17 protein-coding genes are annotated in these 15,209 nt (G+C 70.0%); 5 read left to right on the forward strand and 12 right to left on the reverse strand.

Annotated elements, in window-relative coordinates; genetic code table 11:
* Positions 1-146 (forward strand): integrase core domain-containing protein (locus tag VGB75_19930; GenBank protein HEY0169319.1); only part of this gene is annotated, 146 nt, incomplete at its 5' end.
* Between the two features lie 95 nt (positions 147-241).
* Here VGB75_19930 and VGB75_19935 read toward each other — a convergent pair.
* Complete coding sequence (locus tag VGB75_19935; GenBank protein HEY0169320.1) at positions 242-1,510, reverse strand: PP2C family protein-serine/threonine phosphatase; 1,269 nt, start codon at positions 1,508-1,510, stop codon at positions 242-244.
* Positions 1,511-1,620: 110 nt separating this feature from the next.
* Here VGB75_19935 and VGB75_19940 point away from each other — a divergent pair, with 110 nt between their 5' ends.
* A complete protein-coding gene (locus tag VGB75_19940) occupies positions 1,621-1,977 on the forward strand; it encodes a hypothetical protein (GenBank protein HEY0169321.1) in 357 nt (118 codons plus the stop codon).
* 2 nt (positions 1,978-1,979) lie between these two features.
* Here VGB75_19940 and VGB75_19945 read toward each other — a convergent pair whose 3' ends face one another.
* The 3 genes from VGB75_19945 to VGB75_19955 are packed head-to-tail and all read right to left on the reverse strand — an operon-like array spanning position 1,980 to position 3,494.
* A complete protein-coding gene (locus VGB75_19945; GenBank protein ID HEY0169322.1) occupies positions 1,980-2,477 on the reverse strand; it encodes a ribose-5-phosphate isomerase in 498 nt (165 codons plus the stop codon).
* A 35-nt stretch (positions 2,478-2,512) separates the two neighbouring features.
* Positions 2,513-2,851 (reverse strand): DUF952 domain-containing protein, encoded by a 339-nt coding sequence (locus VGB75_19950; GenBank protein ID HEY0169323.1) that lies wholly within the window; start codon positions 2,849-2,851, stop codon positions 2,513-2,515.
* Positions 2,852-2,870: 19 nt separating this feature from the next.
* Positions 2,871-3,494 (reverse strand): DsbA family protein, encoded by a 624-nt coding sequence (locus tag VGB75_19955; protein ID HEY0169324.1) that lies wholly within the window; start codon positions 3,492-3,494, stop codon positions 2,871-2,873.
* A 106-nt stretch (positions 3,495-3,600) separates the two neighbouring features.
* On the opposite strand from VGB75_19955, the gene pepN reads away from it, so the two are divergent.
* Positions 3,601-6,270, forward strand: coding sequence for an aminopeptidase N (gene pepN / locus VGB75_19960; protein ID HEY0169325.1), 2,670 nt, complete (start codon positions 3,601-3,603; stop codon positions 6,268-6,270).
* Positions 6,271-6,273: 3 nt separating this feature from the next.
* Here pepN and VGB75_19965 read toward each other — a convergent pair whose 3' ends face one another.
* The 8 genes from VGB75_19965 to VGB75_20000 all read right to left on the reverse strand — a co-directional run bounded on the left by VGB75_19965 (position 6,274) and on the right by VGB75_20000 (position 13,376).
* Entirely contained in the window at positions 6,274-7,539 is a 1,266-nt protein-coding gene (locus tag VGB75_19965) for a class I SAM-dependent methyltransferase (protein ID HEY0169326.1), read from the reverse strand.
* On the reverse strand, positions 7,536-8,975 hold the full coding sequence (locus VGB75_19970) for an FAD-binding oxidoreductase (GenBank protein HEY0169327.1): 1,440 nt from the start codon (positions 8,973-8,975) through the stop codon (positions 7,536-7,538). Before VGB75_19970 ends, VGB75_19965 begins: the two co-directional genes overlap by 4 nt.
* A gap of 97 nt (positions 8,976-9,072) precedes the next feature.
* Positions 9,073-9,645, reverse strand: a complete 573-nt coding sequence (locus VGB75_19975) for a DUF5130 family protein (GenBank protein HEY0169328.1) — start codon at positions 9,643-9,645, stop codon at positions 9,073-9,075.
* Complete coding sequence (locus VGB75_19980) at positions 9,626-9,910, reverse strand: hypothetical protein (GenBank protein HEY0169329.1); 285 nt, start codon at positions 9,908-9,910, stop codon at positions 9,626-9,628. Before VGB75_19980 ends, VGB75_19975 begins: the two co-directional genes overlap by 20 nt.
* Positions 9,911-10,060: 150 nt before the next feature.
* Positions 10,061-10,234, reverse strand: a complete 174-nt coding sequence (locus tag VGB75_19985) for a hypothetical protein (protein HEY0169330.1) — start codon at positions 10,232-10,234, stop codon at positions 10,061-10,063.
* A gap of 180 nt (positions 10,235-10,414) precedes the next feature.
* Positions 10,415-11,311, reverse strand: coding sequence for a serine protease (locus tag VGB75_19990; protein ID HEY0169331.1), 897 nt, complete (start codon positions 11,309-11,311; stop codon positions 10,415-10,417).
* 103 nt (positions 11,312-11,414) lie between these two features.
* Complete coding sequence (locus VGB75_19995) at positions 11,415-12,851, reverse strand: amidase (protein ID HEY0169332.1); 1,437 nt, start codon at positions 12,849-12,851, stop codon at positions 11,415-11,417.
* A 9-nt stretch (positions 12,852-12,860) separates the two neighbouring features.
* Positions 12,861-13,376 (reverse strand): HNH endonuclease, encoded by a 516-nt coding sequence (locus VGB75_20000; protein HEY0169333.1) that lies wholly within the window; start codon positions 13,374-13,376, stop codon positions 12,861-12,863.
* A 241-nt stretch (positions 13,377-13,617) separates the two neighbouring features.
* Here VGB75_20000 and VGB75_20005 point away from each other — a divergent pair, with 241 nt between their 5' ends.
* Together VGB75_20005 and VGB75_20010 are read left to right on the forward strand one after the other, a co-directional pair.
* Complete coding sequence (locus VGB75_20005) at positions 13,618-14,562, forward strand: mechanosensitive ion channel family protein (GenBank protein ID HEY0169334.1); 945 nt, start codon at positions 13,618-13,620, stop codon at positions 14,560-14,562.
* Positions 14,563-14,706: 144 nt separating this feature from the next.
* Positions 14,707-15,087, forward strand: coding sequence for a globin (locus VGB75_20010; protein ID HEY0169335.1), 381 nt, complete (start codon positions 14,707-14,709; stop codon positions 15,085-15,087).
* Positions 15,088-15,209 lie beyond the last annotated feature (122 nt).

The raw sequence follows: 15,209 nt of genomic DNA on the forward strand, positions 1-15,209 counted from the left end.
ACGCCCGCTACTACGACTCCGAGACAGCCCGCCGCCAAGCACTCCCAGCATGGCTGCACTTCTACAATCACCACCGAGCCCACAGCGCAATCGGAGCCCTACCGCCGATCAGCCGCCTGACCAACCTGCCTGGACATCACAACTAGGGCACCGCGCGCCGAGGCGTCCCCGCCGAAGCGAGCATCACCCTCGCGCCCGGCTGACCCCCCGCGCGCCCGGCTGAGGCGCTCGGGTGAGGCCGTCACGGGGTGCGGGTGGAGATCGCCGTCCGACGGGGCTGCTGGCCTGCATTTAGCTGGCTGGGCTGCTGGCCGGCATGCCATTGGCTGGGCTGGTGGCTGGCCTGCCGCTGAGCCGGATGACCGTCGCTGGACCGACCGGTGACTCTGGGCTGGCGCGATGGCAGGCGCTGGATCATCACCAGGGTCCGGTCGTCGTCGAGCTTGCCGGGCACCCGCTCGATCAGCAGCCGGGCCAGCCCGCCGCCGTCGGGCCGCTCGCCGGCCAACGCCTCGACGTTGTCCATCAGCCGCAAGGTGCCGACGTCGATGTCGCGGCCGCGGTCCTCCACGACCCCGTCGGTGTAGAGGAACAGCGACTCGCCCGGCTGCAGGACGTCCTGGTCGAGCACCCCGGCCAGCGTCGGCAGCACCCCCAGCATCGTCCCGGCAGCCGGCGAGGTGCGCCACGGCGGCGCCTGGCTCGGCCGGAAGTGCAGTGCGGGCGGGTGTCCGGCGACCCGGATGCTGTACTCGCCGCTGCCCAGGTCCAGCTCGACGTAGATCGCCGAGGCCAGCCCCACCGACCACTGCTGGCGAGCCAGGTAGTCGTTGGTGGCGGCCAGGAACTGCTCGGCGGGCACCGAGCCGAGCAGGCCGCCGACCGCGCCGGACAGCAACAGGGCGCGGGGGCCGGCGGTGATGCCGTAGCCGGCGACGTCGATGACGGCCAGGTGCAGCACCTGGCTGCTTCCCTCGCACACCAACCGGTTGGCGACGAAGTCACCCGAGATCGCCGCCCCGTGCGCGGGCCGTTGTTGGATCTCGACATTCCAACCGGCAGGCACCGCCGGTGGTCGCGCCTGCACCAACTGCCGGTCCCGGATCAGGCCCAACACCGTTTCGGCGCTGACCTGCTTGAGTCCCAGCCGATCCCGCCGCCGTGCCTGCAGCAGCGCGACCAGCGCGGTGACCGCCACCATCGCCAGCGCGGACTCCGACAGGTGACCCGGGTTCGGCCCGTGTGTCAGAGCGACCATCTCCAGGCAGAGCGCCGCGGCGGCCAACAAGGCCAGCATCGCCCGCACGCCCAGCACCAGCGAGGACAGCACCATGACGATCATGACCACGGCGGCGACCTCGACCTGGCTGTCGTCCAGCAGTGAGCAACCGGTGCCCAGCAGCAGGAGCAGCACCGCCATCACGGCGGCGACGCGCTCGGAAGGCCGCTTGGCTCGGGCGCGAAGGCTGCGCGCGAAGCGGTTGAGGCTGGTGGGGGTAGCCGCCGTCATGGTGACCTCACCGTAACCGAGCAGCGGCGCTTCCGATAGCGAAGCGGTACTGATCCGTTACGGACCGTGTCCGCTTTCGCCACCAGTGCCCGTTCGGGCAGGATGAGCGCATGACTCAAGCGCAGGACCGGCCACGTCGGCGGCGTCGGCCACGCCCGCCTGCCGCCGAGCCGGCGGGGCGGTCCTCCGAGGCCGCCGGGTCCGGGCGGGGTCATGGGGACGGCGTCGAACCAGACCCGGCCACAGGCCGCTCCGCCAAGTCCAGCCGCCGGGAGGACGCAGGTCGCGGCCACGGCCGTGACTCCGAACGCGGCTGGCGCGAGCTCGCCGGCAGCTCACCGTCCCAGGTCGGCCTGGGGGGCGCGCTACGGGCCAGGGACGTGGCCAGGCCGACCGCGGCCGAGCTGGCCGCCGCCGAGCGCGATGTGGTCGTGGTGCGCCGGAATTGGCAGCCGCCGGAGGCCTGAGCTCAGTCCGGCAGCGTGCCGCTCTGCTCGAAAGCGGCAAGCATGCCGATCCGCCGGACGTGGCGCGGATCGTTGGAGAACGGCGTGTTCACGAACGCGTCGGCGATGGAGAGCGCTGCGTCCTGGCTGTGCATCCGGGCGCCGAGGCCCAGCACGTTGGCGTCGTTGTGCTGCCGCGCCAGAATGGCGGTAGGCAGGTCGTAACCCAGCGCGGCCCGAGCCCCGGTGACCTTGTTGGCCGCAATCTGCTCGCCGTTGCCGGAGCCGCCCAGCACGATGCCGAGGCTGCCGGGATCGGCGACGACCTGTTGAGCGGTGCCGATGCAGTACGGCGGGTAGTCGTCCTCGGGCTCGTAGCTGTGCGGCCCGCAATCGGTGACGTCATGCCCGGCGGCCGTCAGGTGCGCAGCCAGCACGCCCTTGAGTTCGAATCCCGCGTGGTCGCTGCCCAGGTAAACGCGCATGCGGGCAATCGTGCCAGCACCGTCGTGGACAAGCATGGCCGGGCTCCCGCTCGCGCAAGGGCCCGCCGCGATCAGTCCAGCGGAAAGCTGAACTCCCCGCTGGGGGTTCGGCTCAACCGGTGCTCGGCGACCGCCGCCGTGGTCGCGATGGGTCCATAGACATGGGGAAAATCCTCATCGGAGCCGTAAAGGTCCTCATCGACGACCGGATGGGCCAGCTGGGCAGGGTCGAATTCCACCACCAGCAGGTCGACCCGGTCGCCGAACCTGGCGTTGGCCGTCCTGGCGACCTGGTCGCGGTAGGAGAAGTGCACGAAGCCCTCCTGCTCCAGCGACGGCGGGCGGTAGCTGCCCTGCGCGCAGGCAGCCCGCCAGTCCGGCTCGGCCACGATGTGAAAGATCGCAGGCATGACCGCTGACCGCCGTCGCTCAGTCGAACCTGGGCGATTCGGTGCGAGTCCGCTTGATCTCGAAGAAGTAGGGATACTCAGCCAGCAACCGGGCGCCGTCCCAGACCTTGGCGGCGTCCTCGCCCCGCGGAATCCGGGTCAGCACCGGGCCGAAGAAAGCCACCCCGTCGATGTGGATGACCGGCGTGCCGACCTCTAAGCCGACCGCGTCCATACCCTCGTGGTGGGACTTGACCAGGGCCTCGTCGTACTCGGTGGAGTCCGCGGCGTCGGCCAGCGATTCGGGCAGCCCGGCCTCGGTCAGCGACTCGACCAGAGTCTGGCGGTCGAAAGGTCGGCCCTCGTTGTGGTTCTTGACGCCCAACGCGGTGTAGAGCTCGCGCAGGCTGGCGTTGCCGTGGTGCTGCTCGGCGGCGATCGCGACCCGGACCGGGCCCCAGGCCCCGTCCAGCATCTTGCGGTAGTTCTCAGGCAGGTCGCGGCCCTCGTTGAGCACCGCCAGCGACATCACATGAAAGCTCAGATCGATGTCCCGGTGCTTCTCGACCTCCAGGATCCAGCGCGAGGTGACCCATGCGTAAGGACACGAGGGATCGAACCAGAAATCGACTTTCGCCCGGCTCTGCGCCGTGCCGTCCGCCATCATGCAGCCCCTAATCAATAGTCACAATGTGAAAGAATGCCTTCATTGAGCGCGTGACACGCTCTTCGAGTAACAACCTCTAAAGGAGCGGCATTCCGTGCCCAGTATGCGCCCGGCGCCCGGCCTGCCCACCAGCGGGCTTGACGCCTACCGGATCGACGCCAACACGGTTCGAGTGCCCAACCTGACGCGGCAGGACGCTCAGCAGCGCGCCGGCTTGCTGCGAGTGGACAGCTACGACGTGGTGCTGGACCTGACCGACGCCGACGGCGGGCCGAGCGAGCGGACGTTTCGCTGCCGCACCACCATTGCCTTCACCGCCAACCGGCCGGGGGCCTCGACCTTTCTCGACGTGATCGCCGACCGCTTTCACGAGGTCAGCCTGAACGGCCGCCCGGTCGACGTCAGCGGTTACGAGCCGGCGGACGGGATCGTGCTCGCCGAGCTGGCCGAGCACAACGTGGCGGTGATCGACGCCGACCTGCTCTACACCACCAATGGCCAGGGCCTGCACCGGTTCGTCGACCCGATCGACGACGAGGTCTACCTGTACACCCAGTTCGAGACCACGGACGCCAAGCGGATGTTCGCCTGCTTCGACCAACCGGATCTCAAGGCGAGCTTCACGCTGCACGTCACCGCCCCGGCGCACTGGAAGCTGCTGTCCAACGGGGCCGTGACCGAGGTCGAGGACGCAGGGCATGAGCACAGCCAGACCAAGACGGTCCACTTCGCCACCACGCCGCGGATGAGCACCTACATCACCGCGCTGGTCGCCGGCCCGTTCTACGAGGCCACCGATCACCACGACGGCATCGACCTCGGCCTGTACTGCCGCGACTCGCTGGCCGAGCACCTCGACACCGACGAGATGTTCACCATCACCAAGCAGGGTTTCGACTGGTACCACCAGAACTTCGGCTACCGCTACGCCTTCGGCAAGTACGACCAGGTCTGCGTTCCGGAGTTCAACTCCGGGGCGATGGAGAACGCCGCGTGCGTGACGATGGTGGAGGACTACATCTTCACCAGCAGGGTCACCAGCGTGCGCTACGAACGCCGGGCCACCACGATCCTGCACGAGATGGCCCACATGTGGTTCGGCAACCTGGTCACGATGCGGTGGTTCGACGACCTCTGGCTCAACGAGTCCTTCGCCGAGTGGGCGGCCTTCATCGCCCAGGCCCAGGCCACGACCTGGACCGACGCCTGGACGACCTTCGCCAACGCTGAGAAGACCTGGGCCTACAAGCAGGATCAGCTCCCCTCGACCCACCCGGTCGCCTGCGACATCGTCGACGTCGAGGCGGTCGACGTGAACTTCGACGGCATCACCTACGCCAAGGGCGCCAGCGCCCTCAAGCAGCTGGTCGCCTACGTCGGCCTGCCGCAATTCCTGGCCGGTGTGCGCCAGTACTTCACCGACCACGCCTTCGGCAACACCACCCTCGCCGACCTGCTCGACGCGCTGAACGCCACGTCCGGCCGCGAGCTGTCGGGCTGGGCGAGGCTGTGGTTGAAGACCAGCGGCGTCAACACGCTGTCGGCCGAGTTCGAGCTCGACTCCGACGGCAGGTTCAGCTCGTTCGCGGTGATCCAGGACGCGCCGCGTGAGACCTCGCCGGACAACGTCCTGCGTCCCCACCGGCTGGGCATCGGCCTGTACTCCTACGAGACCGACCCTGATGCCGGTGACCAGGCCCCCAAGCTGGTGCGCACCCATCGGGTCGAGGTCGACGTCGACGGTGCGCGGACCGAGATCGCCGAGCTGATCGGGCAACGCCGGCCGGACCTGGTGCTGCTCAACGACGACGACCTCACCTACTGCAAGCTCCGGCTGGACGAGCACAGCCTGCACACGCTGCGCCACGGCGGGTTGGCCGCGCTGCAGGACTCGCTGGCCCGCACCCTGTGCTGGTCGGCGGCCTGGGAGATGGTGCGCGACGGCAAGCTGGCCACCCGGCACTACCTGGACCTGGTGATCTCGGCCGCGGGCAGCGAGTCCGTGGTCGGCGTGGTGCAGGCGGTCAACAAGCAGCTGCTGCAGGCCCTGGAGATGTACGCCGACCCGGACTGGGCGCCGGCCGGCCGGGCCCGCTTCGGCGACCTGGCGCTGGCCAACGCCCGCGCCGCGGCCCCCGGGTCAGACCACCAGCTGGCCTGGGTGCACGCGCTGCTGGACACCGCGAGCGCCGGCGAGCAGCTGGACTTCGCGGCCGGGCTGCTCTCGGGTGAGCAGCAGCTGGAGGGCCTGACGGTGGACATCGGCCTGCGCTGGCTGATCGTGCGGGCCCTGGTGGCGCGGGGTCGCGCCGGCGAGGCCGAGATCGCGGCCGTCGAAGCCGATGACCCGTCAGCCGCCGGCGCGCGCGAAGCGGCCACCGCCCGCGCCCGGATACCCAGTGCCGAGGCCAAGGCCACGGCCTGGTCGATGGCGACCCAGGACTCGGACCTCAGCGCCGCGGTGAGGAAGGCGGTGCGGATCGGGTTCCGCGATCCGTGGCAATCCGAGCTGTTGGCGCCCTACACAGCCAGGTACTTCGCAGAGGCGGCCGAGATCTGGGACCGCTTCACCGCCGAGAACGCCAAGGGCATCATCGTCATGCTCTTCCCGTCCTGGTCCAGCGCCATCGACGAGCAGACGCTGCGGCTGGCCGACGCCCTTGTGGCCGACACCAGCCAGCCGGCTGCCCTGCGGCGGCTGATCAGCGAGGGGCGCGGCGAGGTCGCGCGGGCCCTTCGCGCCCGCACGGTGGACGCCGCCGCCGACCGCTGAAGCCTAGGAACCCCAGGTCGGACGCAGCGGGAACCGCGCGTCACCCGACGAGGAGGTCTTGACCGCCAGCACCTGGTGCAGCTGGACGCCGTTGGTCTCAAAGCCCAACCGCGAACCTGCCATGTAGAGGCCCCAGATCCGGGCGGTGGGCTCGCCGACGTCGGCGACGCAGGCGTCCCAATTGCGCACCAGGTTCTCGCACCAGTGCTTGAGGGTCAGCGCGTAGTGCTCGCGCAGGTTCTCCTCGTGGCGCACTTCCAGGCCGGCGTTCTGCGCCTCGGTGATGATCCGCCCCGAGCCGGTCAGCTCGCCGTCGGGAAAGACGTAGCGATCGATGAAGTGGCCCGGCATCGGGTCCTGCTTGTTGTCGGGCCGGGTGATGCAGTGGTTGAGCAGCCGGCCGCCGTCGCGCAGCTTGCCCTTGAGAAAGGCGAAGTAGGCCGGGTAGTTGCCCACCCCGACGTGTTCCATCAGGCCGATCGAGCTGATGGCGTCGTAGTCCGAGCCAGGAGCGTCGCGGTAGTCACTGTGCAGGATCTGCACCTGCCCGCTCAGCCCGTCACGCTCGACCGCCGCGGCGCCCCAGCGGGCCTGGGCGGCCGACAGCGTCACACCCACCACCTGCACGCCGTAGTGGCTGGCCGCATGCCGGGCCATGCCTCCCCAGCCGCATCCGACGTCGAGCAGCCGCATGCCCGGCTCCAGGCCGAGCTTGCGAGCGACCAGGTCGAACTTCTCCTCCTGCGCCTCCTCCAGGCTGGCGTCGGGCTTGGGGAACACCGCGCAGGTGTAGGCCATCGAGGGGCCGAGCACCTTCTCATAGAACTCGTTCGACACGTCGTAGTGCTTGCCGATCGCCTGGGCGTCCCGGTCGCGGGAGTGCCGCAGCCCCTCTACCACGCGGCGCCAGCGAGGCAACGCCTCCTGCGCCGGCGGCTCCGGCGGCACCAGGTTGCGCCAGCCCAGCTCGCGCATCAGCACGCCGGCCTCCTTGGGGGTGGGCCGCCGGAACCGCCAGCTGCCCAGGCACTGCAGCGCGTCGTAGGGATCGCCGGGATGCGCGCCGTGCAGCAGCAGGTCGCCCTGCACGTAGGCCCTGGCCAACCCCAGGTCACCCGGCGCGGTGGCCAGGTAACGCAGGCCGCGCTCGTTGACCAGCTCCAGGGTGATCTCCGAGTCCGCCGAGCCGAACGAGCTGCCGTCATAAGCGGTGAAGCGCATCGGCGCGCCCTCGGCCGTGAGCATCGACACCAGGTCGGCGATCTTCATCTGCGTCCCACCGCTTTCTCGTACAGCCCGGTCAACCGGTGGCCGGGATCGTATGTGTCCTTGAGCACGGCGTAGACGTCCCCGCCGTACACCGCCTCGAAGGCCTGCCTGTCATAGAAGGCGTCTGAGTACAGCGACTTGTGCCCGGCGTGCTCGGCGACCGCCGCCTCGATGAGCCGGTTGACGTCACCGTCGGCCCGGCCGTCGGTGATCGCCACGGTGCCCCAGAACCCGACGTTGACATAGACCTGGCCCGGTGTGAGGGGGTACAGCGGCCACGGCTTGGCCAAGCCGGGCTGGTCCCCAGCCTGCCGATCTGAGTCCCGTCGGTCGGCAGCGCCCGGCTCGCGAAGCATCAGGGGGCACAACCACACCGGTGACATCCCCACCTGCTCGGCGAACCAGCGCACGAAGTCGGCGGTCCGCTCCAGCGGGATCTCCACGTCCTGCACCACCCGCTCGCGCGGCGGCTGACGGCGGACCCGGTCGATCTTCTCAGCGACCTTGAACCGGTGGTCCAAGGAGATCAGCCGGTGATAGAAGTCGCTACGGCGGTACTTGGCCGGCCACAGCCGACGGACCACCGGATTCTGCACGCCGAAGGCGCCCGAGCACCAGAACCAGTCGGTGTCCCAGCGCCACAGGTAGTCAGAGACCGTCAGGCAGTCCCGCTCGCGGGACCGGATCGAGCGGTAGAAGATCTGCTGACCGGTGTAGTCACTGGCTGCCGGCGCCCCCGCCGCCATCGGGTCCTCGACCCACCGGCCCAGGCACAGGTAGGCCTCGTCGACGCTGAAGACGACCCCGTCCAGGAAGTCCACCGGCTCACCGGCCCAGCTGCGCTCGGCGGTGATCTGCCCGATCGCCGCGCACAGCGCCTCGAGGTCTGTGAACCGGACATGCCGCAGTCCGACGAAGGGGCGCACCGGGTCGAGTTCGATGAGCAGCCGGACCGCGTAGCCGAGACTGCCGTAGGAGTTGGGAAAGCCGTGAAACAGGTCCGGGTGCTGGCTGGGGCTGACCGTCAGCAGCCGCCCGTCGCCGGTCAGCACGTCCATCTCCAGGACCGACTCGTGCGGCAGGCCGTTGCGAAACGAGGTGGACTCGATGCCCAGCCCGGTCACCGCGCCGCCCAGGGTGATGGTCTTGAGCTGCGGCACCACCTTGGGCATCAGACCGTGACGCAGGCACTCGGCCACCAGTCGCTCGTAGGTGCACATACCCTGCACGTCAGCGGTGCGGGCCACCGGGTCGACCGAGAGCACCCCGTCCAGGCCGGTCACGTCCAGACCGGCCGCTTGCCCAGCGCGTGGCCGGAACAGGTTGGAGGTTCGCTTGGCCAGGCGGACCGGCGTGCCCTCGGCTATAGCGGCGTAGGAGGCGGTGAGCGCGGCGACCGCGTCGGCGTGGGCCTGGTCGCTCAGTGTGGCAGTCATCGCCTCTCACCCTATCGAGATGGTTTTCGACCTAAATGAGCGACTCCCGCACGCAGGTCTGGCCGCGAGAATCTCCTTGCGCCGAACCGGGCATCGCTCAGCCCGGGCCCGCGCCGTCGGCTAGTTGGCGCAGGCCGGTGACGATCCCGCCGGTCAGATCTCCGTTGGAGAAGGACCCGCGCATCGCCAATGCTGCCAGACCCGCGATCCGGTTCGGCAGCCGGCGGGCCGACTCGCCACCGGTCACGATCTCGAGCTTGCGCTGGCCCGGTGAGATCGCCAGCAGCACCGGCGCGTGGTGGCTGGCGGCGAGTTTGGCGAACATCGCCTCGGCGGTGGCCCGACTGGACTCCCCCAGGTCGCCGATGTAGAGGCTGAACAGCAGGCCGGTCTCACGCGAGGCAAGGGTCAGCGCCTCGTCGATCCTCATCAGCTGATCGGGTTTGAACGGGCGATCCGGGCTCAGCAGGCTCGCCCGCGGGGTGGTCGTCTCCTTGACCCGGCCGTCGGAGTCATAGGGGTCCAGAGCTCGCGAGTCGGAACCTTCGGGGGGCCGGGAGCCCGGGGCGCCGGGTCGGGCGTCGGGGTCGCCGTGCCGGGAGTCCGCGTCACCGGGCTGCATGCTGGTCGCGCCGGCGCCGGGGCGCAGCTCACCACTCACCGCTGGCACCGCCGCTCGCCGTGGCGGGCTCGGCGACCCGGCCTGTGATCGCCGCTCGCGCGCCGGCGTGGGATGGCTGGGTCGAGTGCATGCTCGACACCGGCCCGGAGTGCTCGGGATGCGGCAGGTACCAGACCGGTTCGAACTGCCAGGGCCCACCCGGCCGGTAACGCGGCGTGCGGTCGGCCGCCCGGGCGTACACCAGCGCAGCGATGGCGAGGATTCCCACGACCGGGATGCCGAGGAAGATCAGGGCCGTCTGAACGACGCTCATACGCATTCCTCCGTCCTGGCGAGCCCGGCTTGGCTGCTCGCGCTCATGGGCGCGCCTTCGGTAGCGCTCTGGCCACACCCGTGTCGACACACGGTATCGAAGGGCTCAGGCTTTCCACATCGGCGGGTGCCGGTCAGCTCACGGCGTGGGTCAGTCGCGGTCGCGGCCGCGCAGGATGTTGAAGAACTTCCAGCCGTATCCGGGGCCCTGCGCGTTCTCGTACTGATAGGCGGAGTCCGCTTCGATGTCATCGACCCGCTTGGCCGCCCGGTGCATCAGGTACACCACGACCACCAGCCCGAGCAGCATCAGCAACCAGAACACGGGCGGCCTCCTCTTCCAAGGCCTTCAGTATGGGGCGCGAGCGCGCCGTCGGGCCAATGGCAGTCACCGGGCGGCGAGGGAAGGGCCGCCGCTGGCGGCGGCGATCCTGCGGGCCCTGGCTTGCAGGCCCCGCAGGAGCTGCTTCAAGGAATCGAGCCGGTCCGCCGGTGATCTGGCCTGCTAGGGCTTGGTGAGCAGGCAGCCGGTCTTGTTCAGGTCGATCGCATTGGCCGCGGTCAGGCACGTGGTGAACCAGTAGGTCTGCTGACCGTAGTTCTGCCCCTGCGTGTAGCTGACGCTGCCGTCGGAGGCGACCTCGCACGGGTTGTTCAGCGTGCAGGCCGCGCCGTCCTCGTTGAGGGTGTTGTTGACGCCGGCGATCTGCAGGCTGGTGTTGTCCACGATCGGCGAGCCGGAGGTCCCGCCGATGGTCTGGCAACCGGAGTTCGGGTACTGGTAGCGGATCGAGTCGTGCCAGGTCCACTGGCCCTCGCGCAGCGTGCTGACGAAACCGTCGACGGCGCAGGAGTAGGTCGTCTTCCAGTACCCGGACGGGATCGAGACCGCGCGCCCGTCGACCGGGTGGGTCGAGGCGATGGTCAGCGCGGACAGACCGGTCGTGCTCCTGAGCTGGGCGTGGGTCCTGGTCAGCCGGTACAGGGCGACGTCGGTGCCCGTCATGGTGGCGTAGAGCAGCAGGTCGGCGCGCAGCGTGGCCACGGCGCGGCCGCCGGCGTCGAGCAGCTTGCCGCTGCGGGTGCTGGCCCGGTTGACCAGCACCTGGCCGGCGCTGAGGAATCCGCCTTCGTAGCAATGCCCGTTGGTGAGCATCATCGCCCGGTCGGTGTCCTGGGACGACGGGTAGCGGACCAGGCTCGCCGAGCAGTTGTTCAGCGCGATCGTCGACGCGAGGCCGGCAGCCTGCAGCTGCTCGACGACCCGGTCAGGGCTGGTGGCCGCAGGAGCGCCGGCCGAGGCCGGAGCGGCGGAGACGGTGACAAGGGTGCCCGCGATCGCGGTGGCAGCGGCTATCAGCAGCCCGAAGGAGCGCCGGCTCACGCGAAGGGAAAAGGTCATGAATGCGCTCCGAGTGAAATGGAAGTTGGGTTTCGGTCAGCTAACCGGGCAAACCCACTCCGGTCAAGAGCCGGTCACCTGCCGCGCCCGGTTGCCGAGGGCCTCAGGCTTGCCACATCGGCGGGTGCCGGTCGGCCCACGGCGCGGCGGCCTCCAGTTGCGCCGACAGCGCTAGCAAGCTGGCCTCTCCGGCCGGTCGGCCGACCAGCATCACCCCGATCGGCAGCCCGTCGGCGCTCCAGTGCAGCGGCAGGCTGGCCGCCGGCTGACCGCTTGCGTTGTAGACCGCGGTGAACGGGGTGAACCGCTTCTGGCGCTCGAAGTCCTCAGCCGGGTCCACCGGCTCCTCCGCCGTTCCGCAGAACCAGCCGATCGGCCGTGGCGGCAGCGCCAGCGTCGGGGTCAGCACCGCGTCGTACTGCGCGGTCGCCATGATCGCCTGCCTGCTGACGAGGTTCAGCAGGCCGAGCGCGTTGGAGTACTCGGTCGCGCCGATCCGGGACCCGCGCTCGCGCAGGTAACGGGTCAGCGGCCGCACCACCGCCTCCTGATCCGGTGTCAACGGAGCGCTGGCCGCCGACACCGCCCACACCGTCTCGAAGGCGGGAATCACCGCCTCCGGCATCGGCATCGCGATGTCGATCACGTCGTGGCCAAGGCTTTCCAGCAGGACGCTGGCGCGCTCCCAGGCCGTCCGGCACTCAGGATCGACCTCGGCGCCGGTGATCGGCGGTCGCACATAGCGCCCGATCCGCAGCCGGGCCGGCGTCCGGTCACACCAGTCCAGAAAGCTCTCGCCGGCCGGCAACGGCGGCGCCCAATGCGGGTCACCAGGCTGCGGAACGGAGGTGGCGTCGAGGAACGCGGCGGCGTCGCGGACCGTGCGGGCCAGCGGTCCGAGCACCGACAGCCCGGTGGAGTCGGCGTCCAGCGGGCCGCGCGAGATCCGGCCACGGGACGGCTTGATGCCGTACAGGCCGGTCACGCTGGCCGGGATCCGGATCGAGCCGCCGCCGTCGGAGCCCTGCGCGATCGGCGCGAAGCCGGCCGCGACCGCGGCCGCGGCGCCGCCGGAGGAGCCACCGGCCAGCAGGCTGGTGTCCCACGGGGTGCGAGCCGGCGGCCCGATGTCGGTCTCGGTGTAGCAGGGCAGCCCGAACTCCGGCGTCGCGGTCTTGCCCAAGGAGATGGCGCCTGCCTGGCGCAGCAGTATCACCACGTGGTCATCGACGGCGGGGACGAAGTCGCGGTGCGCCCGCGAGCCCAGCGTGGTGCGCACTCCGGCGGTCAGGTTCAGGTCTTTGACAGCGGTGGGCACGCCGTGCAGCGGTGGCAGCTCGGCGCCGGCCAGCACCTGGGCGTCGGCTTGCCTGGCCTGCTCGCGAGCGGCCTCGGCGGTGACCGTGACGAACGCGCCGACCTGAGGGTCGAGCCGCTGGATGCGGTCCAGGTAATGCGCCGTCAACTCCGACGGGCTGACCTCGCGCCGGCGGATCGCGGCGGCGGCCTCCAGGGCGCTCAGATCGTGCAGCTGTGCCATCGAGCCAGGCTAACTGGCCACCCGATCACCGTTGCCCCAGGCGTCGAGGTAGGGCTCCCAGGCAGGCTCGCGGACGTAGCCGACGGCGAAACCGACGTGACCTGAGGGCTCCTTGGGGGTGAACGGCAGGCTCCAGCCCAGCTCGGCCAGCAACCGGTCGGCCTTGCGGTGGTTGCACGGGGCGCAGGCCGCCACCACGTTGACCCACTCGTGCTTTCCACCCCGGCTGCGCGGCACGACGTGGTCGATGGTGTCGGCGCGGCGCTGGCAGTAGGCGCAGCGCACGCTGTCTCGATGCATGACGGCCCGGCGGGTGAGCGGCACCCGGCTGCGATAGGGCACCCGGACGAAGCGGCTCAGCCGGACCACCGTCGGGGCTTGGATCGCCAGCCGCGCCGAGTGCAGCATGGCCCCGTCGGACTCGACGATCACTGCCTTCTCAGCCAGCACCAGCAGGATCGCCCGGCGCAACGGCACCACGCACAACGGCTCGTAGGTGGCGTTGAGCACCAGGGCTCCGCTCATTCGCCAAGCCTCACCGGCGACACCACGGCACAGCCCAGCGGCGCGTCGCACCATGCCGGGCACGACGCGGAGAGCACCAGCGATCCCCTCACCGGCATCACCTCCGGGTGTCGCTGTCCAGTGAACCCGACTAACGCGCTTCGCGCATCCATAAAGATCGACAAGATTCGCCGCCTCTGACCGCGCCACAGCCGCCCGGCTTGCGGCCCGAGCAGCTGCCCAGGTGGCAGTCTTAGCGGGCGTGGAGACTTCTGCGAATCCGTTGGCCGAGCGGCTGGAGCCCGCCGCGCTGCCCGCTTACTGGCACGAGCACGCCAGCCTGCTGATCACCAAACCGTTGCAGTTGCTGGCCATTCTGCTCGCGGCGCTGGTGCTGAGGATGCTGGCTCATCGCTGGATCAATCGGCTCAGCGCCGCCAGCGCGGCCGGCCGGGTGCCGGCCATCCTGAGCCCGCTCGCCGACCGCGCCGGCGGCCTGCCGTTCTGGGAGTCGGCGGGCCTGGTCAGCGAGCGGCGCAAGCAGCGGGCCGACACCATCGCCTCGGTGCTGCGCAGCGCGGTGAGCTTCCTGATCTTCATCACCGCGTTCCTGCTGGTGCTGCAGGTGTTCGCCATCAACCTGGCGCCGTTCGTGGCCGGCACCTCGCTGGTCGGGGTAGCGGTCGGCTTCGGCGCCCAGAACATCGTCAAGGACTTCCTGGCCGGCATGTTCATGATGCTCGAGGACCAGTACGGCGTCGGCGACGTCATCGACGTCAAGGAGGCCACCGGCACCGTCGAGGCGGTGGGGCTGCGCACCACCCGGCTGCGTGACGTCGAGGGGGTGGCCTGGTACGTGCGTAACGGAGAGATCGTCCGGGTCGGCAACATGTCCCAGCAGTACGCCCAGGTGGTGCTCGACGTTCCGGTCGGCATCGGCCAGGACGTGCCGAGCGCTCTGGCGGCGATCGCCCAGGCCGGCGCGGAGTTGTACGCCGACCAGCAGTGGCTGCCCAGCCTGCTGGCCGAGCCGGAGGTGCTGGGCATCGAGCAGCTCGGGCGCGAGGAGACGGTGTTGCGGGTGGTGGCGCGGGTCAAGCCGCTGGAGCAGTGGCGGGTCGCTCGGGAGTTGCGGGCCCGGATCAGGTCCCGGCTCGACAGCGCCGGTGTGGGTCACGCCCTGCCCGGTCCAGACCTAGCCGGGTGAGCCGGGCGCGTCCGCTCAGCGCCGCCGCTGCCGGGAGCGCTGTCCAGGAGCGCTGCCAAGGGAGGCTGTCCGAAGGGCGCCGGGGGTGAGGGACAATGAGCAGGTGACACACAGTGACAGGCGGGCGGGAGTCGGGATCGTGCGATGGTGAGCGCGGACTTCTTCGAGCGGGCCGGTGGCGAGCAGACCTTCCGGTCGCTGGTGCAGCGGTTCTACGACGGGGTGGCGCTGGACCCGGTGCTGCGACCGCTCTATCCCGAGGAGGAGCTGGAAGCAGCCGCTGACCGGCTGGCCCTGTTCCTGATCCAGTACTGGGGCGGCCCGACCACCTACTCCCAGAGCCGAGGCCATCCCCGGTTGCGGATGCGGCACGCTCCGTTCGTGATCGGAGCGGCCGAACGCGACGCCTGGCTGCGGCACATGCGCGAGGCGCTGGACTCACTGCAGCTGCCCGAGGACGTGGCCACCCCGATCTGGGAGTACCTGAGGATGGCGGCCGAATCGATGCGCAACTCGCACACCTGAGCACGGCGCGGGTGGCTTGACTCGACCTCCAGGCAGATCCACAATGGCCTGGAAAGGCTTACAGTCACTTGCCACGCCTGGATTCTCCGACGCCTGGAGCGTCCGAGCAGTCCGTCCGCGCC

Source organism: Jatrophihabitans sp., assembly GCA_036399055.1.
Lineage (GTDB): Bacteria > Actinomycetota > Actinomycetes > Mycobacteriales > Jatrophihabitantaceae > Jatrophihabitans_A.